This window comes from Roseomonas aerilata DSM 19363 (assembly GCF_000711725.1).
GTDB lineage: Bacteria > Pseudomonadota > Alphaproteobacteria > Acetobacterales > Acetobacteraceae > Roseomonas > Roseomonas aerilata.
This window is the reverse complement of record NZ_JONP01000036.1, coordinates 15,236-34,465: the sequence shown is the minus strand read 5'-3', so window position 1 is coordinate 34,465 and position 19,230 is coordinate 15,236. Positions and strand designations below refer to the sequence as shown.

The window sequence follows — 19,230 nt, the reverse complement described above, 5'->3', positions numbered from 1 at the left end:
TCAGTGCGCGCCGGGCGTTGCCGGGGGCGGCGATGCGGCGTCCTTCGCGGCCGCGGGCGGGAAGGGATATTGCCCTGGCCGCGTCTCGACGGTGATCCAGCGCAGCTCCGTGAACTCCGCGATCCCTGCGCGCCCGCCGAAGCGGCCGTAGCCGGAGGACTTGGTGCCGCCGAAGGGCATCTGCGCCTCGTCATGCACGGTCGGGCCGTTCACGTGGCAGATGCCGCTCTCGATCCGCTGCGCCAGCGCGATGCCGCGCGCCACGTCCCGCGTGAAGATCGCGGCGGACAGTCCGTACTCCGTGTCATTCGCCACGCGCAGCGCTTCCTCGGCGTCCTTCACGCGGATCATCGCGACGACCGGCCCGAAGGACTCCTCGGCATAGAGGGCCATCGCCGGCGTCACGCGATCGACGATGGCGGCCGGCATGATCGTTCCCTGCCGCGCGCCGCCCCCGTGCACCACCGCGCCCTTGGAGGCCGCGTCGGCGATCATGCGCTCCACCTTCACGGCGGAGGCCTCGTCCACCACCGAGCCGAGGAACACGTTGCCGCCGCGCGGGTCGCCCACCGGCAGCGCCGCGACGAAGTCGGCGAGCCGCTGCGCGAACTCGTCCGCGATACTCTCCACCACCACCAGCCGCTCGGTGGACATGCAGATCTGGCCCTGGTTCATGAAGGCGCCGAAGGCGGCGGCCTTCACGGCCTCGTCCAGGTCCGCGTCCTCCAGCACGATCATCGGCGCCTTGCCGCCTAGCTCGAGCAGCACGGGCTTGAGGTGCCGCGCCGCGTGCACGGCCACGATCCGCCCCACCTTGGTGGAGCCGGTGAAGTTGATCCGCCGCACCGCCTTGTGCGCGATCATCGCCTCCACCACTGCCGGTGCGTCCTCGGCCGAGTGCGTCACCACGTTCACCACGCCGGGCGGCACCCCGCCCTCGCGCAGGGCCTGGGCGATCAGGCTGTGCGTGCCCGGACAGAGCTCGCTCGCCTTCAGCACCACCGTGTTGCCGCAGGCCAGCGGCAGCGCCAGCGCGCGCACGCCGAGGATGACCGGCGCGTTCCACGGCGCCATCCCCAGCACCACGCCGACGGGCGCGCGGATCGACATCGCAAGGCAGCCGGGCTTGTCCGAGGGGATCACCTCGCCCGTCGTCTGCGTCGTCATCGCCGCCGCCTCGCGCAGCATGCCGGCGGCCAGGTGCACGTTGAACCCGGCCCAGCCGGCCGTCGCGCCGATCTCCTCCGCCATCAGCCGGATGAACTCGGGCGCCTTGGCCGCCAGCGCCTCGGCGGCCTTCAGCAGGATGCCGCGCCGCGCGCCGGGACCCATGGCGGACCAGGCGGGGAAGGCGGCCGCGGCCGCATCGCAGGCGGCCTCGGCATCGGCCATCGTCGCGGCGGCGGCGCGGGTCGCGACCTCTCCCGTGACGGGGTTGCGGCGCTCGAAGGTTCCCTCGCCCGTGGCAGGGCGGTCGCCCTCGCCAATGATCAGCGGTACGTCCAGCATTCTGTTCCTCTCCCCGCTACTTGTTTTGTAAGGCCCACCCACGGCCGGTGGGGGGAGCGCAGTCGAAGGTGGGGGCGTTTTGACGGAGCGGCATCTTTTTCGCCAGGAGCCCGCCTCAGTACGACTTCGGCATGCCGAGGACGTTCTGGCCGATATAGGCGAGGATTAGGTTGGTGGAGACGGGCGCGATGCGTTGCAGCCGGCAGTCCCGCCACTTGCGCTCAATGTCGAACTCGGTGGCCGCGGCGAACCCGCCATGGGTCTGCATGCAGGCCTCGGCGGCGTTCCAGGCGGCCTCGGCCGCGAGCAGCTTGGCGATGTTCGCCTCCTCGCCGCAGGCCTTCCCGGCCTCAAACAGCGCGGCGGCCGCGCGGCAGAGCATCTCCGCGCCGCGATACTCGGCATAGGCACGGGCTATGGGGAACTGCACGCCCTGGTTCTGGCCAATAGGGCGGCCGAACACCACGCGGTCCTTCGCGTACTCCACGGAGCGCCGAGCGAAGTAGCGGCAGTCGCCGATCGACTCGCTGGCGGTCAGGATGCGTTCGGCATTCATGCCGTCGAGGATGTAGCGGAAGCCCTGGCCCTCCTCGCCGATCAGTGCTTCAGCGGGAACCCGCAGGTTGTCGAAGAAGACCTCGTTCGTCTGGTGGTTCACCATGGTGTCGATCCGCCGCATGGTTAGGCCGTTGCCGACGGCCTCGCGCATGTCGACGAGCAGGACGGACAGGCCCTCAGTGCGCTTCTTCACCTCCTCGATTGGCGTGGTGCGGACCAGCAGCAGCATCAGATCCGACTTGTGCGCGCGGGAGGTCCAGATCTTCTGGCCGTTGATGACGTAGCCTTCGTCGTCCCTGACGGCCCGCGTGCGGAGCTTCAGCGTCTCCGACCCCGTGGTGGGCTCGGTGACGCCGAAGGCCTGGAAGCGGATCTCGCCGGTGGCGATACCAGGGAGGTAGCGGTTCTTCTGCTCCTCGCTGCCATGCCGCAGCAGGGTGCCCATCATGTACATCTGCGCGTGGCAGGCGGCGGCGGAGCAGCCGGAGGCGTGCACCTCCTCAAGGATGACGCAGCCGGCACGCAGCGGCAGGCCGGCCCCGCCGTATTCCTCCGGGATCAGCGCGCCGAGATAGCCGGCCTCGCTCATCGCGCGGACGAACTCCTCGGCATATCCGTCCGTCTTCTCCAACTCGCGCCAGTAAGCGCCGGGAAACCCGCGGCAGACGGCCCGCACGCCCTCCCGGATGTCGGCGTAGTCCTCGCCGAGGGCGAGGGTCGCCTCGCCCGCGAGGTCCGCGTCCATGTGATTCATGCGGCAACTCCTCGTTCAGCGCCCCTGGATTCAGCGGCCCTGGAAGACGGGCCGGCGGCGCTCGTTGAACGCGCGCACGCCCTCCCGCCGGTCCTCCGTGGGGATGGTTCGTTCATAGGCCTGCACCTCGAGCAGCAACCCGGTCGTCAGATCCGCCTGCAACCCTTGGTGCACGGCCTTCTTGATCTGGCGGACGGAAACTGGCGCGTTGGCGCAGATGGTCCGCGCCGTCTCCATGACGCGGGGCATCAGTGCCTCGGGCTCGCAGACCTCGTTCACCATGCCCCAGCGCTGAGCCTCCTCAGCGGTGAAAGGGCGGCCGGTCAGCAGCAACTCCTTCGCGCGCCGCTCGCCGACCGCGCGCGGCAGGTTCTGCGTGCCGCCTCCGCCCGGCATGATGCCGCGCGTCACCTCCGGCAGGGCGAAGGTCGCGGTGCGCGCGGCGAGGATGAAGTCGCAGCACAGGGCGAGCTCGCAGCCGCCGCCGAAGGCCGCCCCGTTCACCGCCGCGATCACCGGCACGCTGGCGTTGAGGACCGCGTAGGCGCTCTCCTCCGCGATGGCGTGCTGGAGGCGCCAGGCCTCGTCGCTCATGCCCTGCCGCTCCTTCAGGTCGCCGCCGGCGGAGAAGGCCTTGTCGCCGGTGCCCGTCAGTACGACGCAGCGCAGGTCGCCCGGCGTGAAGGAGAGCGGGCCGAAGAGGTCGCGCAGGTCCTCCATGGTCGCGGTGTCGATCGCATTGCGCGCTTCGGGGCGGTTGAAGCGGACGATTAGGAGGCCCGGCTCGGCCTCCTCGACGGCGAGGCGACGCCATTCCGTGCGGCGCATCATTCGGCGGCCCTCGCGGGCGTCTCGCCCCCGGCCGGCTGAACCGGCTGCTCGCCTAGCACGCGCGCCGTGGCATCGCCCAGGGCGGGTGGAGAGGAGCGGAGGGCGGGGCGCTCGCCGTCGAAACGCAGGGGCAGGCCGAGCAGGGAGAGGTCGCTGTCAGGGGCGCGCTGCATCATCCCGATCGCCTCGAACTGCGGTTCGGCAACCACCTCGTCCAGCGCCAGGACGGGCGCGCAGGGTACGCCGGCGTCCATCAGTCGTTCCAGCCATTCGGCGCGGGACCGCGTGGCCACCACCTCGCCCACCAAGGCGTTCAGGGCCTCGCGCTCGCGCACGCGGTCCGGATTGGTGCGGAAACGCGGCTCCTCCGTCCATTCTGGGCGGCCGAGGGCGGCGGCGCAGCGGCGGAAGAGGTTATCGTTGCCGGCCGCGATCACCAGCCAGCCGTCGCTCGCCTCGAAGGCGCGGTAGGGCGCGATGCCCGCGTTCTCCGTCCCCAGCTTGCGCGGCGGGCGGCCCGTGACGGCAAGGGTGGAGACCTGTGCGGAAACCCAGTTCAGCGCCGTCTCGTAGAGGGAGGTGCCGACCTCGCAGCCCTCGCCGGTCGCGTCGCGGCGGCGCAGCGCGGCGAGGGTGCCGATGATCCCCCACATCCCCGCGCCCTGGTCCACCAGGGAGGGGCCAACGCGAACCGGTGGGCGCCCTTCCTCGCCGGTGATCCCCATAATCCCGCCATAGGCCTGCATCAGCGGGTCGTAGCCGGGCCTGTCGCGCAGCGGGCCCGCAGGGCCGAAGGCGCCGAGATGGCAGTAGATCAGCGCCGGCTTCTCCGCCCGGAGCGTCGCGGCGTCGAGGCCGAGCTTCTCCACCAGGCCGGGCCGCAGGTTCTGGACGACGATGTCCACCTCGTCCGCAATGAAGCGGCGCAGCGCCGCGACCTGCGACACGTCCTTCAGGTCGACCGCGGCGGAGCGCTTGTTGCGGTTGAAGGCGTTGAAGACGGTGGAGGCGCCGTTCGCGAAGGGAGGACCCCAGTTGCGGGCGTCGTCGCCGCTCCCGGGCGGCTCCACCTTGATCACCTCGGCGCCAAGCTCGGCAAGGATCATGGCGCCGGACGGGGCCGCGATGCTGGTGCCGAGCTCCACCACCACCAGGCCGGAGAGGGGCGCGGCCGCGCTCATGCCGCACCCCTGAGCGGCGCCGCGGCCGGTAGCATGTCGCGGACGCCACCCAGCTCGTCCACGCGCTGGAGAAGCTCGAAGAGGCGCGCGGCCTCTGCCTCGCCGAGCGAAGGGCGCACGCAACCCGTGAACTTCCGGTGCAGCTCCTCGGCCCCGGCGGGCGCGCGGAAATGTCCGCGCGGGAAGGCAACGGGGCCGGAATCGAGGACTCGGCCGTCGCGCAGGGTGATCGTCGCGCGGTCGCTCGGCGCCAAGCTCGGCTCGTCCGGATTCCGCCCCTCCACCGTCCGCACGGTGACCAGCGGGAAAAGTGCACGCAGCCCCGGGCGGGCTAGGAAGGCGTCGCTCAGCTCCTCCAGCCCGCAGCGCCGCGCCACGGCCATGCAGGCCACGGCGAACTCGGCGCTGAACTTCGCCTCGAGCGGCGTGCGCGGCGCGTGCTCGCGCAGCATCGCCGCCTGTCCGGCGCCGATCTCCAGTTCCACCCCGGCAATTGCGTCCGGATCGATGTCCTGCGCGCGGCACAGCCCGCCGACCGCATCCAGCACGCGGTGCGCCGCGTAGCAGACGGGATAGAGCTTCACATTCAGCCCGGTCCGGAGGATGTGCCAGTCCTGCCCGAGCCGCGCGGGAGTGGTGGTGTCCACCGCGCCCTTCGGGGAGATCGCCCGCAGGAAGCCGAGCTCGTGCTCGATCGCGTCCGGCGCCGCGGTCAGCCCGGCCTCGGCCAGCCGGGTCGCGGTCAGGCCCGACTGCACCGCGCGGCCGAGCTGATAAGCCTTCGCCATCGTGCCAAAGTTCGCCACCACCCCGCTCGCTAGGGAGGCCGCGATGCCGATGGCCTGGGTCGCGGTCGGCGCATCCAGGCCGCGAAGCACGGCAGAGGCGGCCGTCGCGGCCAATGTCCCGAACATCGCGCTGGGGTGCCATCCCTTAGCGTGATGCGCGTCCTGGTCGCGCCCGATCAGCTCGGCCCAGACCTCGTAGCCCGCCAAATAGGCGACCGCGATCATCCGCCCATCGGCGCCCGTTTCGCGCGCTTCGGCCAGGATCGCTGGGACCAGCACGGCGCTGGGATGTCCGCTCAGGCCCGTGTCGTCGAAGTCGAGCACATGAGCGGCGGTGGCGAGCAAAAGGCCTGTGTCGGGGGCGGCCAGCGGCGCGCTCAGCATCCCGGCCCAGCCTAATTCGCCGCCGCGAACCGAACGGCGCGCCACGGCAGCTGCCGGTTCGTTCCAGCCGGCGAGCATGACCGCGAAGCAGTCTGTGAAGCCAGTCCGGATCGTCTCCCGAGCGCCCTCCGGCAGGGTCTCCGGCCGGACGGCGGCCAGGAAGTCGCCGATCTGCCGAGTCAGGCCCAACTTCGTTTCCTCCGGGCCGTCAGCACAGGGCGGCCGCCATTGGTCGACCCGATAAAGGCCCCCATCTGTTGGCATGTCAACAATTATGTTGAAATACGGCTGATGTTCTTGCCCGGTGACTGGAGCGGCGGGACACACCCGTGTAATCTCGCAGCCACAGCCATCCGGCTGACGTTAGCATTGGGGATTTGCAGGAATGGGGGCGGCGGGAGAGGCCCGGGTGCAAGACGACGGCGAGGCAGCCGCAAGTGACGTGGACCCGCGCTACATTGTCCCCGGCCTGTCTCGCGGGTTGGCCCTTCTCCAGCTTTTCCGCCGAGAACGCCCGGCGCAGACCTTGCAGGAACTCGCCTCCGGCCTCGGCGTGACGCGCTCGGCTGCCTATCGGCTCGTCTATACCCTCGAGAACGACGGCTTCATCCTGCGCGACCCGGTCACGCGTCGCTATCGGCTGACCGCCCGCGTGCTGACCCTGGGCTTCGATTATCTCAACTCCCAGGCCGTTGCTGAGGTCGCGGCACCCTCCCTGCAGCGCCTTAGCAGCCTCACCTCGGCCGCCGCCCATCTCGTCGTGCTCGACGGCTGGCATGTTGTGTACTTGGCGCGCGTGGCGCCGGCCGTCGCGCTGGTGAGCAACCTGCAGGTCGGCACACGGCTGCCGTGCCATATCACCGCAAGTGGCCGTGCGCTGCTGGCCTGCGAGGACGAGCCGAAACTGCGGGAGATTTACCGCCTGCTGTGCCGGGAGAGCCGCGAGGTCCCGCCGCCCTCCTCCTTCGAGGCCTTGCGAGCCCAGGCGGAGGAGGACGCGGCGCGCGGCTATGTCTACCGCGGCTCCGTCCTCGATCCCGGGCTGATGACCTTTGCCTGCGTCGTGCGCAACGGGGCCGGGGACGCGGTCGCGGCCATTAACGTGATTGGCCCGGATGCGCTGATGGCGCGCTTCGGCGGCGAGACGGCGCTCCGGACGGTGATGCTGGAAACCGCCGCGACGATTTCTCGGCAGATCGGCTTCAGCGGAAGCTGACGCCCTGGCGGATAGCGATCCGCCCGACTGCGGCTGACCAGAACAGGTGCTCAGGCCTCGGCTCCGGCCGAGGGGCGGCTCTTCGTGTTCTGATTGATCTGCGAACAGCCATGTTGAAGCATCAAATACGGGCGGGAGGGAACGATGCGGCAGACAGGGATCGGCCCCGCTTGGTCAAGATCTGGCCGACGACGCCGCCCGGTGTTGGCCCGGAGGGCCGGGTAGCGGTCGTCACCGGCTCCGGCCGCAACATCGGGCGTGCCATCGCGCTGGCCCTTTCGGGCGCGGGAGCATCGGTGACCAGGAGCGCGAGGCCGTCCGTCTAGGCGTGCCCTAACAACGCTAAGGCACCGTGGACGAGGTGGCCGGCACCTGTCTCGTCTTGGCTAGCGATGCAGACTGGTACGTTTCGGGCCAAGTGATTCATGTGAACGGCGGCTATCGCATGTACTGACCGCTCGAAATGTTTGCCTGCCAACAGACTGTTTGACATCCTAACCCTGACCGCTACGGTGCGAGGATCGCGCCACAGAGCGCGTGCGGTGGGTCCAAGGAGGATGCCGATGTTTAAGAGGATTCCACGAAGGGCGGCGCTTCTGGGACTGGTCGCGCTGGGCGGGCCACCGGCCCTTGCGCAGGAGCGCTACCCCGCCCGGCCAATCACCCTCGTCGTTCCCTTTCCGCCGGGCGCCTCCACGGACCTCGTCGGCCGTCCCCTCGGACGGCGCCTTTCCGAGTCTCTTGGTGTGCCGGTGGTCATCGAGAACCGAGCGGGGGCGGGCGGTCTGCTCGGCTCCGAATACGTCGCGCGGCAACGGCCGGACGGCTACACGCTCGAGATCGTCCTAAACGCCACCCACGGGCTCATCTCCCTCTTCAACCGGAATGTCCCCTACGATCCCTTTCGCGATTTTACTTACGTCATCCTCGCGGCGAGCGCGCCGACTGCTTTCATGGCCCATCCCTCCGTGCCCGCCCGCACTATGGCGGAGCTGCTGACCTATGCCCGCACAAATCGGGAGAACCTCCAGGTCGGCAGCTCTGGTGTTGGCTCGCACCACCATCTCGGCACCGAACTGTTGCGTCAGCGCACAGGACTTCCTTTCGTCCACGTCCCCTTCCGCGGAGGTGGGGAGGCGATGACGAGCCTCGTCGGCGGCCATGTTCCTCTTGCCTTCGGCACCCTCTCGACGGCGCTGGAGGCTGCGCGCAACGGGCAGATCCGTATCCTCGGGCTGATGGATGCGGAGCGCGCCGCGGTGGCCCCGGATATTCCTACTATCTCCGAAACGCTGGAGGGCTACAGCGCACCGTCCGTGCTGGTGGGCGTGGTCGGCCCGGCGGGGCTGCCCGCGCCAATCGTCGCTCGGCTGAACACCGCGATCAACGAGGCGCTGGTCGAAGGGGAGGTCCGCAAGCGGCTGCTTGAGCTGGGCGTGCAACCGCTCGGCGGCACGCCGGAGGCTTTCCGCGCGCGCTTCACGGAGGACCTGGAGCGCTTCCGGACTATCGTGGATGCGGCAGGCATCCGGCCGGAGTAAGCGGGGTGCCTCCACGCGTCACGATCAGTGAGGTCTCGCTGCGGGATGGCCTGCAGATCGAGCCCATCGAGGCGCCGACTGGCACAAAGATCGCCCTCGCCGCAGAGTTAGCCCGCGCCGGCATTACGCGGATCGAGGTGACGGGTTTCGTGCACCCTAAGGTGGTGCCGCAGTTCGCGGATGCCGAGGCGGTGCTCGCCGGCCTCGCTCGTGCGCCGGGCGTGCGCCACGCCGCCTTCGTGCCCAACGGGCGCGGCGCAGAGCGGGCGGTGGCCGCTGGTGTGGACGACCTGAAATGCGGCGTGGCGGCGAGCGATAGCTTCAACGCGCTGAACGTGCGCATGACGACTGAGCAGGGCCTGCGCGCGGTCGATGACATTGCCCGTGCCGCCGCTGGCACGGCCGCGCGCATCGTCGGAGTCGTTGCCACCGCCTTCGGCTGCCCTTACGAGGGCCCGGTCGATCCCGCATGCGTGGACCGGCTCTTCGCGCAGATGTTGGAGCTTGGTGCGCCTGTCATCTACCTCGCCGATACCACTGGCATGGCCGACCCCGGCACGATCCACAGCACGGTGCAGCGGCTTCAGCATCGCTGGCCGGACGCGCGGATCGGACTCCACCTGCACAACACCCGCGGTCTCGGCATTGCTAATGCCTTGGCTGGCCTTAAATGCGGCGTTTCGGACTTTGAGGCGTCTGTCGGTGGGCTGGGTGGCTGCCCGTTTGCTCCACGCGCGGTCGGAAACGTCTGCACGGAGGACCTCGTGCACATGCTCCGTGCAATGGGCATTGAAACCGGCACTGACCTTGACGCTCTGATCGCCGCGGCAGCACAGGCGCAGGAGGCGGTCGGACGTGTGCTGCCTGGCATGGTGCTCAAGGCCGGCAAAGTGACCGAGGGCATCCAATGAGCGCGCGCGCGGTAAAGCCAGACTAATTTATGCCATCACTCGGGCGGATGCCCACGATAACGGAGCAGACCAAGTTGACCAATGCCTCCCTCAGCATCGCTCGCGTGACGGCCACGCCTATGGTGGTGGAGGCCTCATTCGAAGGGCAGCCGGTTGAGTTTTCGCTCTGCCTTGTAGCCGTGGAAACGCGCGACGGACGAATCGGCCACGGCCTGACTGCGATTACAGAGGAGGAGGTGGTCGCCACTGCCATCAACGCCGTCGCGGCGCCAGCCCTCCTCGGCGAGAACGCGATGGCGCACGAGCGGATCTGGGAGAAGCTGTACTGGCTGCTCGCGCCGCGCGGCCAGACCGGCTACGCCTTGCACGTCATTGCCGCCATCGACCTCGCGCTCTGGGACCTGAAGGGTAAAGTGCTGGGTCAGCCAGTCTGGCGCTTGCTCGGTGCCGCACGAGACCGCACGCCCGTCTATGCCACCTTCGGCTTTGACTCCATCGAAAGAGACAGGCTCGGCGAGGCGGCGAAGGAGGCGGTTTCTCGCGGGTTCACCCGGCTGAAGATGACTGTCGGCAACAAGGCCCTGTCGCGCCGTGACGAGCCGCGGCCGATCGGCGCTGTGATCGCCGAGGATGCGCTTCGCATCCGCGCCGTGCGCCAAGCCGTGGGCGACGAGGTGGAACTGTTCCTAGACGCGAATTGTGGCCTGGACCCGCTGCACGCCCAGCGCCTGGCGCGCTCCGTCGAGGAGTGCGGCATCACCTTCTTCGAGGAGCCGATCACGCAGAACGACGCACCGCAGATGGCGGCGCTGCGCCGCGCCGTGCGCATCCCGCTGGCCTGCGGCCAGAACGAGGGGCTGCTCTACCGCTTCCGCGACCTGCTGCTGGCCGGTGCCGTGGACGTGCTGCAGCCCAACGTCGCTATCACCGGCGGGCTGACGCAGTGCCTGCGCGTCGCGGCCCTGGCGCAGGCCTTCAACACACCCATCGCCAATGGCGGCGCCTGGACCTTCCACAACATGCACCTGCACGCCGGCGTCGCGCATGGCGGCCTGGTCGAATACCATCTGCCGGTCGTCGCGATCTACGAGGCGCTGTTCCGGGGCGTTCCGCGCGCTGAAGGGGGATGGCTCGCCCTGCCGGAGGCGCCGGGCTTCGGCTTCGAGCCCGATCCGGACGCCGTGCGGGACTTCGCCGCCCGGCCGCTCAGCGGCGGACGCGGAAAGCACTGAGACAACGGCGAACAGAAGAACGCAGAAAGGGAACCGTCTCGGATGAAGCGTCGTGACCTCCTTGCCAGCGGACTTCTCGCGGCGCCTCCCTTACTATCCCGCGACGCGCGCGCCGCGGTGGGGTGGCCGGTGCCGCGCCTTGCCATGATCGTCTCGGCCGCGGCCGGCGGCTCGATCGATGCGCTGATCCGCCCGCTCGCCGAAGGGCTGCAGGGCGTGCTCGGCCGCCCGGTGGTGGTGGATAACCGCGGCGGCTCCGGCGGCATGCTGGCCGCCGACTACGTTGCCAAGGCCCAGCCCGACGGCGGGGTCTTTCTTTGCGGCGGCATTCCCCATGCGATCATCCCCGCGATCTACCCGCGCGTGCCCTACGACACCGAGAGGGACCTAACTCCGGTCACGCGCTTCGCGCAGATCGCGCACGTGATCATCGCCTCCCCCAAGCAGCCGGCGCGCAACCTGCGAGACTTCGTGGCCTGGGCGAAGGCTAAGGGCGGTGCCAACTACGGCACGGGTGGTGCGGGCACCGTGCACCACCTGGGTGCGGAACAGTTTGCCGCCGCGACGGGCGTCCCGCTCACGGCCGTGCACTACCGTGGCAGCGGCCCTGCTGTGACGGACCTCATGGCCGGCAGCATCGACGTCATGTTCGAGACGATGCCATCGGCCCTGTCACAGATCCGCGCCGACAACGTGATCCCCCTCGCAGTCTGCGCCGCCCGTCGCTCGCCGACCCTGCCGGCGGTGCCGACCGTTGCAGAAGCCGGATTCGCTCCGCTGGAGCTGACCACCTGGTACGGCCTGTTCGGCCCGAAGAACCTGCCCGGGGATCTTGCCACCGGCCTGTCCGACGCGGTGGGGGAGGCTTTCCGGTCCGAGCGGCTGCGCGCCACCTATGCCGGCCTCGGGGCGGAGGTGGTGACGGAGACGCCCGCCGCCTTCGCTGCCTTCTTCGGCGCCGAGATCGGCCGCTGGGGCTTGATCGCTCGGCGCGTCGGCGCGCGAGCCGAGTAGGAGGGCTGCGGCGCGTGGGCCTGGAGCACTGCCACTCAATCGCCGACCTGCGCGCGCTGGCCCGGCGCCGCCTTCCCCGCTTCGCCTTCGAGTACCTCGACGGCGGGGCCGAGGACGAGGTGGCGCTGCGCCGGGCCTGCCGGTCTTGGGAAGAGGTGACGCTGACGCCCCGCACGGGCGTGGACGTGGCGCGGCGCGACCCAGGGGTGACCCTCTTCGGCCGGCGCTGGGCCGCGCCCTTCGGCATTTCGCCAACCGGCCTGACAGGGCTCGCCTGGCCTGGGGCCGACCTGATGATCGTCCGCGCTGCGGCAGCGCGGGGCCTGCCCGTCACCCTCAGCACGCCGGCCACCGCCACCATTGAGAGCGCGGCGGCCGAGGCGGCGAGTCACCTCTGGTACCAGCTCTACGTCCCTGCACGGCTGGAGATCGCCTTCGATCTCATGCGGCGAGCTCGGGAAGCGGATGTGGACGTCCTTCTGGTCACCATGGACGTGCCGGTGCCCGGCAAGCGGGAGAGGGACCTGCGCAACGGCTTCTCGCTGCCTTTCCGAATGACTCCACGCCTGATGTGGGACCTCGTCACGCATCCGGCCTGGTCCTTCGCAACCAGACGGTACGGCGAGCCGCGCTTCGTTAACCTGCTGCCCTACGCACCGCCCGACGCTCAGGGGGCACGCTCCCTGGCGAGCTTTATGGCCGGACAGATCATGCCCTCCCTCACCTGGGACGTCATGCGGCAGCTACGTGACGCCTGGCCCGGCCATTTCGTGGTAAAGGGCGTGATGCATCCGGACGATGCGGCGCAGTGCCTCGCCATCGGCGCGGACGGGATCCTCGTTTCCACCCATGGCGGCCGCCAGCTCGATGCGGCGCCAGCGCCCCTCGACGCCCTGCCGGCGATCCTTCGGGCGGTCGGCGGGCGTGTGCCCGTGCTGATCGACGGCGGCGTGCGCCGCGGGTTGGACATCGCGCGCGCCCTCTCGCTCGGGGCCGCCTTCGTCATGGCTGGCCGACCCACGCTCTACGGCGCGGGCGCAGGCGGGGAGGCCGGGGCCGGCCGGGCCCTCTCGATTCTCCTGGATGAGCTCGACCGCGCGATGGCGCTTCTCGGATGCCAGGAGATTGCCAGGCTGCGAGTTGGCCGAAATCCTCTTCCAGGCTGATGACGAGCCCGGACGGCGATCGCGCCACGGATGGCTAACCCTGGATCGCTCTGCGACTTCGTGTCCGAAACCCGATTAGCGAGAAAGAACAGTGCAACACCGCACCCAGGTGGCCGTCATCGGCGCCGGCCCGGCCGGGCTTCTGCTCTCCCAGCTCCTGCACCGGGCCGGCATCGACTGCATCGTGCTAGAGCGGAGGTCACAATCCTATGTCGAGGCGCGCATCCGCGCCGGCGTGCTGGAGCAGGGCACGGTGAATCTGCTGGACCGCGCAGGCGTCAGCGAACGCCTGCACCGGGAGGGGCTACCGCATCATGGCGTGCAGCTGGCGCTCGACGGTGACCTGTTCCGTATCGACCTGCACCGCCTAACGGGCGGCTGGTCCGTCACCGTCTATGGCCAGACCGAGGTGACGCAGGACCTGATCCGCGCCCACCAGGCTCGTAGCGCGCCCCTGTTCTTCGAAGCGGAGGAGGTCGTGCTGCATGACCTCACCACCGACGCACCCTCCGTTACCTAGGTGCACGAGGGCATGTCGCACCGCATCGCCTGCGACTATGTCGCGGGCTGCGACGGCTATCACGGCGTCAGCCGCGCGAGCATCCCGGCGGAAATCCTCCGCGTCTTCGAGCGCGAGTATCCCTTCGGCTGGCTCGGCATCCTCGCCGACGTGCCGCCCTGCGATGACGAGCTGATCTACTCCAGCCACGTCCGCGGCTTCGCCTTGGCTTCCATGCGCTCGCCCACGCGCAGCCGCTACTACGTGCAGGTCCCGCTGACGGAGCGGCTGGAGGAGTGGCCGGACGAGCGGCTCTGGGACGAGCTGGCGCTGCGCCTGGGCCCCGAGGCCGCAGCGCACATCACGCGTGGCCCCGCGATCGAGAAGAGCATCGCTCCGCTCCGCTCCTTTGTTGCGGAGCCGATGCGTCACGGGCGCCTGTTCCTCGCTGGTGACGCCGCGCATATCGTGCCGCCCACCGGGGCCAAGGGGCTGAACCTCGCGGCCTCCGATGTCGGCTTCCTCGCGGACGCCCTGATCGAGCACTATGCCGAGCGCTCCGATGCCGGGCTGGAGGCCTACTCGGTGCGGGCGCTCTCGCGGGTCTGGATGGCCGAGCGCTTCTCCTGGTGGTTCGCCGGCCTGACGCACCGCTTCCCCGACATGGACGACTTCGCGCGGCGCATGCAGGTCGCGGAACTCGGCTACATCCGCGCCTCCGCGCAGGCGCAGGCGGTTGTAGCCGAGAACTATGTCGGCCTGCCTCTGGCCTATGCGGCATACAACGCGATGGAACGCCTTGGCTGATGCGGCAGCGACGCTCTCTGCGCGATACTGCGGTCCATGAGCTGGGCTCTGGTGGACGGCACGAGGCAAGGAGCTTCGAGAGTTGCCAGTGGTGCGCGACCTGATTAAGGCCGATATTGGTGTCTGACCGCGGCGCTCAGCGAATTTTCGAGAGGCCAGCATGATCCCCATGATGACACGCCGGGCAGCGACCCTACTCGCGCTAGGCTCGGCACGCGGCGCGCTGGCCCAAGTACCTGGCCGCGCGGTTCGGACCGTGGTGGGATTCGCGGCGGGCGGACCGCAGGACATCGTCGCGCGGCTCTACGCAGAGCGGCTCCGGGGGAGCTACGCGCCACAGGTCATCGTCGAGAACCGCACGGGCGCCGGTGGCCGCCTGGGGGTGGAGGCGGTGAAGGCCGCGCCGCCGGATGGCACGGTGCTGCTGATCGCGGCGGCCAGTCTGCTGACGATCTACCCGCACCTCTACGGCCGTAACCTCCGCTATGACGCGCTGACGGACCTGACGCCGGTCACGCCGGTCTGCGTCTATCCGTTTGCCCTGACCGTGCGGGCGGACCATCCCGCGCGGGATCTGGCGGGCTTCGCCGCCTGGTCGCGGGAGAGGGGCGAGACGCCCTTCGCCAGCCCGGCCGCCGGCTCCATGCCGCATTTCCTGGGCGTGCAGATCGGCCGCTCTCTCGGATTGACGCTCACGCACGTGCCCTATCGCGGCACCGCCCCGGCGGTGCAGGACCTGCTCGGCGGCCAGATCCCCGCCGTCCTCGTGCCCGTGGGCGGCGTCTCCTCCTATCAGCGCGCCGGCACGCTGCGCATTCTTGGTCTCTCCTCCACGGCGCGGCTGGACTCGCTCCCGGGCGTCCCGACCTTCGCTGAGCAGGACCATGCCGACCTGTCGGCCGAGGAGTGGCTGGGAGCATTCCTGCCCGCCCATGTTCCTGCAGAGCTGGCGGAGGAGTTGCGCCGCGCCCTCGTCGCCGGGTCCGAAACCCAGGAGGTGCGGGAGGGGCTTGCCCGGCTGGACTACCGACCCCTGACGAGTACTTCGGCCGAGTTCGTGGCACGACTGCGCGCGGAGCGGGACCAGTGGGGCCCCGTCGTCCAGGCCTCCGGCTTCCGCCCCGAGGATTGAGCGAAGGGCGAGGAGGGATGCCGATGTTGGCGAGTGCGGCGAAGCAATGGGCGCGTGACACGATGCGCGGGGTGGGCAACCTGCTCCTGCCGTCCTTCACGCCCGATTTCACGGCGCTCGATGAGGAAGGCATCCGCCTGGACGTGCGCCAGAGCATCGCGCACGGCTTCTTCGGCTCCTCCTGCGCCACCCCGGGCCTCGACCTGGAGGAGACCGGACGCTTCCTGGAAATTGCCTGCGACGAGGCCGCCGGCCGGATCGCGATTGGCGCCATCCTGGAGCGCCCGAGCATCGAGGAGCAGAAGGAGGTGCTGCAGCGCGCCGAGCGCTCGGGATGCAGCCACGCCTTCATCGTCCTGCCCCGCGGCGTGCGGCCGGAATCCGATGACGCGCTCTACGACTGGTACATCCGCCTGATCGGCGACAGCCCCATGCGCTTCGTGCTGTACGGTCACGACAACCGCGCCCTGCGCGCGCTCCACCCGAGCGGCCTGCCGCTTGCCGTCTATGACCGCCTGGCGGACCTGCCGCAGGTGGTCGCGATCAAGCTCACCCAGCCGATCAATCCCGTCCTCGCGATGCAGTGCTGCGAGGTTCTCGGCGACCGGCTTATCGTGAATCCCGTCAACCTCGATCTTGTTCCGGTGCTCGCGCGGCACTACCCGATCCAGGTGACGGCGGACTGGATCGTGGAGTCCGTCCAGTCGCCGGAACGGCCGCTGGCGGTCGAGCTGATGCGGGCTATCCTGGCCGGCGACATGGAGGCGGCGCTTCGCCGGTACTGGGAGATGCAGCCGGCCATCAGGGCCATCTTCGACCTGCAGGCCTCGCTCGTGGCCGTGGGCGGGCATCCGTGGCAGCACATGAAGTTCTTTCAATGGGCCATGGGCGGCAATGGCGGGCTGTCTCGGGACCTGAGCGGCGTCGAGCCCGTGCCCGTGCTGGACGCAAGGGCGCGCGACGCGATCCTCGCCACCTACCGGCAGGTCGGCCTGATGCCGGCGGAGTCGGATCCGAGCTTCATGGTCGGGCGTATGGCCTGCTCGCGCGGCGTTCATCCGGACCAGCTCACGAGCAGGCCGCAATACGCCTGAGGAACGAACGGCGGGGTCACGCGGGCCGGCCTTGAGAGCCCGCCCGGAAAGAGGCCGAAGCCGCAGAGTTGGTTGTGATCCGGCCGCCGTCGTCTCGAGCCGGTGCAGGTGCGCGCATTGTCCGTGATCGCTGAGCACCGGCTCTGACAGGTTCGGGCCGAGCTGGCAGCAGAAGTTCAGGCGCGCAGCGACGAAGTCGTGGCGTGGAAATCTGCCTTGATGAGGTCGGCACCTTTCTCTCCGACCATGATGGTCGGCGCGTTGGTGTTCCCGGAAGGGATCAACGGCATCACCGAGGCATCGACGATGCGAAGCCCCTCGACACCACGGACGCGCAGCTGAGGATCGACCACGGCCAGGGCATCGGTCCCCATGCGGCATGTGCCGCACCAGTGATGGGAGGAGTTGCCGACCAGTCGGGCATACTCCATCAGCTGCTCGTCGGTCTGGCGTTCCATCCCTGGCACCACCTCCCGGATGACGCGCCCGCTGAGAGGTTCCGTCCCGAAGATGAGGCGCATCTTCCGGAGGCCTGCGATGACGACCTGCCAGTCGACATCATGCGAGAGATAGTTGGCATGAATTCGGGGAGCGTTGCCCGGATCCGGCGAGCGGAGCGCCACCCGTCCGCGAGAGAGGGGGCGCAGTTGGCAGCATGAGGCGGTTACGGCAGGCCGCCTGCCGATCTCCAGGCGGTCATCCGGAGTGAACTGCCAGCTCAGCGGCCGGAACATGATCTGGAGATCCGGCCGGTCCACGCCTGGTCCCGCGCGCAGGAAGGCGACCGCCTGCGAGGAGCCCATGGAGAGGAGCCCGCGCTGTGTCGCAAGATAATAGGCGCCATGCCCATAGGCCCGCGCGCCGCGGAGCTGGCGATTGATGGAACTCTCCTCCGTCACCTCGCAAGTATGGTGAAGATAGAGGTGGTCCTGCAGGTTCTCTCCGACACCTGGTGAGTCGACCAGGACTGGGAGGCCGAAGCGCCTTAGCTCATCGCCGGGGCCGATCCCCGAGAGCATCAGCAGCTTGGGGCTGTTGAACGCCCCCGCCGACAGGATGATCTCATGCCGGGCCTGGGCACGCCGGAGCACGCCACGGTGTGTGTAGGACACGCCGGTCGCCCTCCTGCCCTGGAACAGCACCTGCTGCGTGAGGGCCTCAACCTCGACGCGCAGGTTGGGCCGCCGCTCGGCAGGACGCAGGAACGCCTCGGCCGCGGATGCCCGGCGGCCCTTGCGGATCGTGAACTGCAGGAACCCGACGCCCTCCTGTTCTGCCCCGTTCGGATCGAGGTTGCGCGGCACGCCGAGCCTGGATGTCGCCTCGATAAAGTCCCTCGAAGCCGGGTGCCGGACGATCGGATCGCTGACGGAGAGCTCGCCCTCCCCGCCGTGGAACTCGTCAGCTCCCGTCTCGCGGGCCTCGGACTTCCTGAAATACGGAAGGACATCACCCCAGGCCCAGCCGACATTCCCGAGTTGGCGCCATGTGTCGTAGTCCTCTGGGTGGCCCCGGACATAGGCCATGCCGTTTATGGCACTCGACCCGCCCAGGGTCTTTCCGCGAGGCGCATAGATCCGGCGGCCGTTCAACTCCGGCTCGGGTTCGGTGGCGTAGCTCCAGTTCATAGGCCCCGGGAAGATCAGGCGCGACACGCCGGCCGGGATTGACACCCAGGGGCTCCTCGGGCGGGGACCGGCCTCGAGCAACAGGACGCGCACGGAGGGATTCTCGGTCAGCCGGTTCGCCAGCACACAGCCGGCGGAGCCCGCCCCGATGATAATATAGTCGTAGGCCATCGCGTCAGGGCTGCCGGATTGGGAAGTCTCAGTCATGCTTCCAGAGCTTCCGGGCCGTCGAGAGATCCCTGGTGAGGGCGTCTCTCAGGAAGCCCACGTCGGTTCCGTTCGTGATCATGCGGTAGCCATGCGCCTGCAGGGCTTCGATGGGCCTTCCCGGAAAAGGCGGAGCACCGAGAGAGAAACCCGTCTCGGCCGCGGCTTGCTCAAGGTTCTGGATGGCTTCGACGAAGCGCGCGTCGGTCAGGTCGGTGATGCCGAGATCCCCCGCAAGATCGAGCGGGCCGACGACCAGGGAGTCGATGCCCTCGACCGCCGCAATCTCTCGCGCGTTGTCCACGCCTCGCCGCGTCTCGATCTGCACCGCGATGAACAGATTGGCCGAGACGGTCGCGACGTACTCGCTGCTGTGCAGGCCGTAACGGGAAGCCCGTATCAACGGCACCGCCGAGCCGCGGTTTCCCTCCGGCGGATAGCGGCAGTTTCTCACCGCGAACGCAGCCTGCTCGGCGGTATCAACGTTGGGGACCATGACCCCATCTGCCCCGATGTCGAGCGCGCGCTTGAACCAGATCGGATCCGCTGCCGGTACCCGGATAACTGCTGCGGCCTCGGTGGCTTGAACTGCCCGGACCAGATTCAGGTAGAGGTTCCAGTCGCCTGGGCCGTGCTCCCCATCGATGACCACGAAGTCGTAGCCGGCAAAGCCGATCATCTCCGCTGCAGCGGAACTGCCGAGGCTGGCCACGATGCCGAAAGTCGCCTCGCCCGCACGGTTGCGATCCTTCAGCCTGGTCCCTCGCAATATTCCTTC

The 19,230-nt window shown here is 69.2% G+C and carries 17 protein-coding genes and 1 pseudogene; 11 read left to right on the top strand and 7 right to left on the bottom strand.

Annotated elements, in window-relative coordinates:
* The 5 genes from BO39_RS24365 to BO39_RS24345 form a co-directional block, all read right to left on the bottom strand.
* Positions 1 to 1,509: an aldehyde dehydrogenase gene (locus tag BO39_RS24365; RefSeq protein WP_084698456.1), complete on the bottom strand. Its 1,509-nt coding sequence runs from the start codon at positions 1,507 to 1,509 to the stop codon at positions 1 to 3.
* 115 nt (positions 1,510 to 1,624) lie between these two features.
* A complete protein-coding gene (locus tag BO39_RS24360) occupies positions 1,625 to 2,821 on the bottom strand; it encodes an acyl-CoA dehydrogenase family protein (protein WP_156963891.1) in 1,197 nt (398 codons plus the stop codon).
* Positions 2,822 to 2,851: 30 nt separating this feature from the next.
* Positions 2,852 to 3,652, bottom strand: a complete 801-nt coding sequence (locus BO39_RS24355; protein ID WP_211257552.1) for an enoyl-CoA hydratase-related protein — start codon at positions 3,650 to 3,652, stop codon at positions 2,852 to 2,854.
* The gene (locus BO39_RS24350; protein ID WP_084698455.1) at positions 3,649 to 4,833 is read right to left on the bottom strand and encodes a CaiB/BaiF CoA transferase family protein; all 1,185 of its coding nucleotides are present in this window, start codon (positions 4,831 to 4,833) and stop codon (positions 3,649 to 3,651) included. Before BO39_RS24350 ends, BO39_RS24355 begins: the two co-directional genes overlap by 4 nt.
* The gene (locus BO39_RS24345; RefSeq protein WP_052402563.1) at positions 4,830 to 6,194 is read right to left on the bottom strand and encodes an MmgE/PrpD family protein; all 1,365 of its coding nucleotides are present in this window, start codon (positions 6,192 to 6,194) and stop codon (positions 4,830 to 4,832) included. Before BO39_RS24345 ends, BO39_RS24350 begins: the two co-directional genes overlap by 4 nt.
* Before the next feature lie 220 nt (positions 6,195 to 6,414).
* On the opposite strand from BO39_RS24345, the gene BO39_RS24340 reads away from it, so the two are divergent.
* The 11 genes and pseudogenes from BO39_RS24340 to BO39_RS24300 all read left to right on the top strand — a co-directional run bounded on the left by BO39_RS24340 (position 6,415) and on the right by BO39_RS24300 (position 16,617).
* Entirely contained in the window at positions 6,415 to 7,221 is an 807-nt protein-coding gene (locus BO39_RS24340) for an IclR family transcriptional regulator (RefSeq protein WP_043838531.1), read from the top strand.
* 170 nt (positions 7,222 to 7,391) lie between these two features.
* Entirely contained in the window at positions 7,392 to 7,547 is a 156-nt protein-coding gene (locus tag BO39_RS32965; RefSeq protein WP_211257551.1) for a hypothetical protein, read from the top strand.
* A 26-nt stretch (positions 7,548 to 7,573) separates the two neighbouring features.
* A complete protein-coding gene (locus BO39_RS35365) occupies positions 7,574 to 7,675 on the top strand; it encodes an SDR family oxidoreductase (RefSeq protein ID WP_084698453.1) in 102 nt (33 codons plus the stop codon).
* Between the two features lie 109 nt (positions 7,676 to 7,784).
* Positions 7,785 to 8,762, top strand: coding sequence for a Bug family tripartite tricarboxylate transporter substrate binding protein (locus BO39_RS24335; RefSeq protein WP_043838512.1), 978 nt, complete (start codon positions 7,785 to 7,787; stop codon positions 8,760 to 8,762).
* A gap of 5 nt (positions 8,763 to 8,767) precedes the next feature.
* The gene (locus tag BO39_RS24330) at positions 8,768 to 9,673 is read left to right on the top strand and encodes a hydroxymethylglutaryl-CoA lyase (protein WP_043838510.1); all 906 of its coding nucleotides are present in this window, start codon (positions 8,768 to 8,770) and stop codon (positions 9,671 to 9,673) included.
* 74 nt (positions 9,674 to 9,747) lie between these two features.
* The gene (locus BO39_RS24325; protein WP_211257550.1) at positions 9,748 to 10,905 is read left to right on the top strand and encodes a mandelate racemase/muconate lactonizing enzyme family protein; all 1,158 of its coding nucleotides are present in this window, start codon (positions 9,748 to 9,750) and stop codon (positions 10,903 to 10,905) included.
* A gap of 42 nt (positions 10,906 to 10,947) precedes the next feature.
* Entirely contained in the window at positions 10,948 to 11,919 is a 972-nt protein-coding gene (locus BO39_RS24320) for a Bug family tripartite tricarboxylate transporter substrate binding protein (protein ID WP_043838507.1), read from the top strand.
* A 14-nt stretch (positions 11,920 to 11,933) separates the two neighbouring features.
* Positions 11,934 to 13,085, top strand: a complete 1,152-nt coding sequence (locus tag BO39_RS24315; RefSeq protein ID WP_211257549.1) for an alpha-hydroxy acid oxidase — start codon at positions 11,934 to 11,936, stop codon at positions 13,083 to 13,085.
* A gap of 91 nt (positions 13,086 to 13,176) precedes the next feature.
* Positions 13,177 to 14,391, top strand: a pseudogene (gene pobA, locus BO39_RS24310) (4-hydroxybenzoate 3-monooxygenase).
* Between the two features lie 169 nt (positions 14,392 to 14,560).
* The gene (locus BO39_RS24305; protein ID WP_169742826.1) at positions 14,561 to 15,523 is read left to right on the top strand and encodes a tripartite tricarboxylate transporter substrate-binding protein; all 963 of its coding nucleotides are present in this window, start codon (positions 14,561 to 14,563) and stop codon (positions 15,521 to 15,523) included.
* A 23-nt stretch (positions 15,524 to 15,546) separates the two neighbouring features.
* Positions 15,547 to 16,617: a dihydrodipicolinate synthase family protein gene (locus BO39_RS24300; protein WP_052402561.1), complete on the top strand. Its 1,071-nt coding sequence runs from the start codon at positions 15,547 to 15,549 to the stop codon at positions 16,615 to 16,617.
* Between the two features lie 176 nt (positions 16,618 to 16,793).
* Here BO39_RS24300 and BO39_RS24295 read toward each other — a convergent pair whose 3' ends face one another.
* The gene (locus BO39_RS24295; RefSeq protein WP_052402560.1) at positions 16,794 to 18,452 is read right to left on the bottom strand and encodes a GMC family oxidoreductase; all 1,659 of its coding nucleotides are present in this window, start codon (positions 18,450 to 18,452) and stop codon (positions 16,794 to 16,796) included.
* Entirely contained in the window at positions 18,445 to 19,164 is a 720-nt protein-coding gene (locus BO39_RS24290) for an HpcH/HpaI aldolase family protein (RefSeq protein ID WP_169742825.1), read from the bottom strand. The genes BO39_RS24295 and BO39_RS24290 overlap by 8 nt, the downstream gene beginning before the upstream one ends.
* Positions 19,165 to 19,230 lie beyond the last annotated feature (66 nt).

Coding starts and splice junctions, on each gene's coding strand:
- BO39_RS24300 (WP_052402561.1), top strand. CDS start 15,547: ATGTTGGCGAGTGCGGCGAAGCAATGGGCGCGTGACACGATGCGCGGG.
- BO39_RS24350 (WP_084698455.1), bottom strand. CDS start 4,833: ATGAGCGCGGCCGCGCCCCTCTCCGGCCTGGTGGTGGTGGAGCTCGGC.
- BO39_RS24360 (WP_156963891.1), bottom strand. CDS start 2,821: ATGAATCACATGGACGCGGACCTCGCGGGCGAGGCGACCCTCGCCCTC.
- BO39_RS24335 (WP_043838512.1), top strand. CDS start 7,785: ATGTTTAAGAGGATTCCACGAAGGGCGGCGCTTCTGGGACTGGTCGCG.
- BO39_RS24305 (WP_169742826.1), top strand. CDS start 14,561: ATGATGACACGCCGGGCAGCGACCCTACTCGCGCTAGGCTCGGCACGC.
- BO39_RS24320 (WP_043838507.1), top strand. CDS start 10,948: ATGAAGCGTCGTGACCTCCTTGCCAGCGGACTTCTCGCGGCGCCTCCC.
- BO39_RS24355 (WP_211257552.1), bottom strand. CDS start 3,652: ATGATGCGCCGCACGGAATGGCGTCGCCTCGCCGTCGAGGAGGCCGAG.
- BO39_RS24365 (WP_084698456.1), bottom strand. CDS start 1,509: ATGCTGGACGTACCGCTGATCATTGGCGAGGGCGACCGCCCTGCCACG.
- BO39_RS24295 (WP_052402560.1), bottom strand. CDS start 18,452: ATGACTGAGACTTCCCAATCCGGCAGCCCTGACGCGATGGCCTACGAC.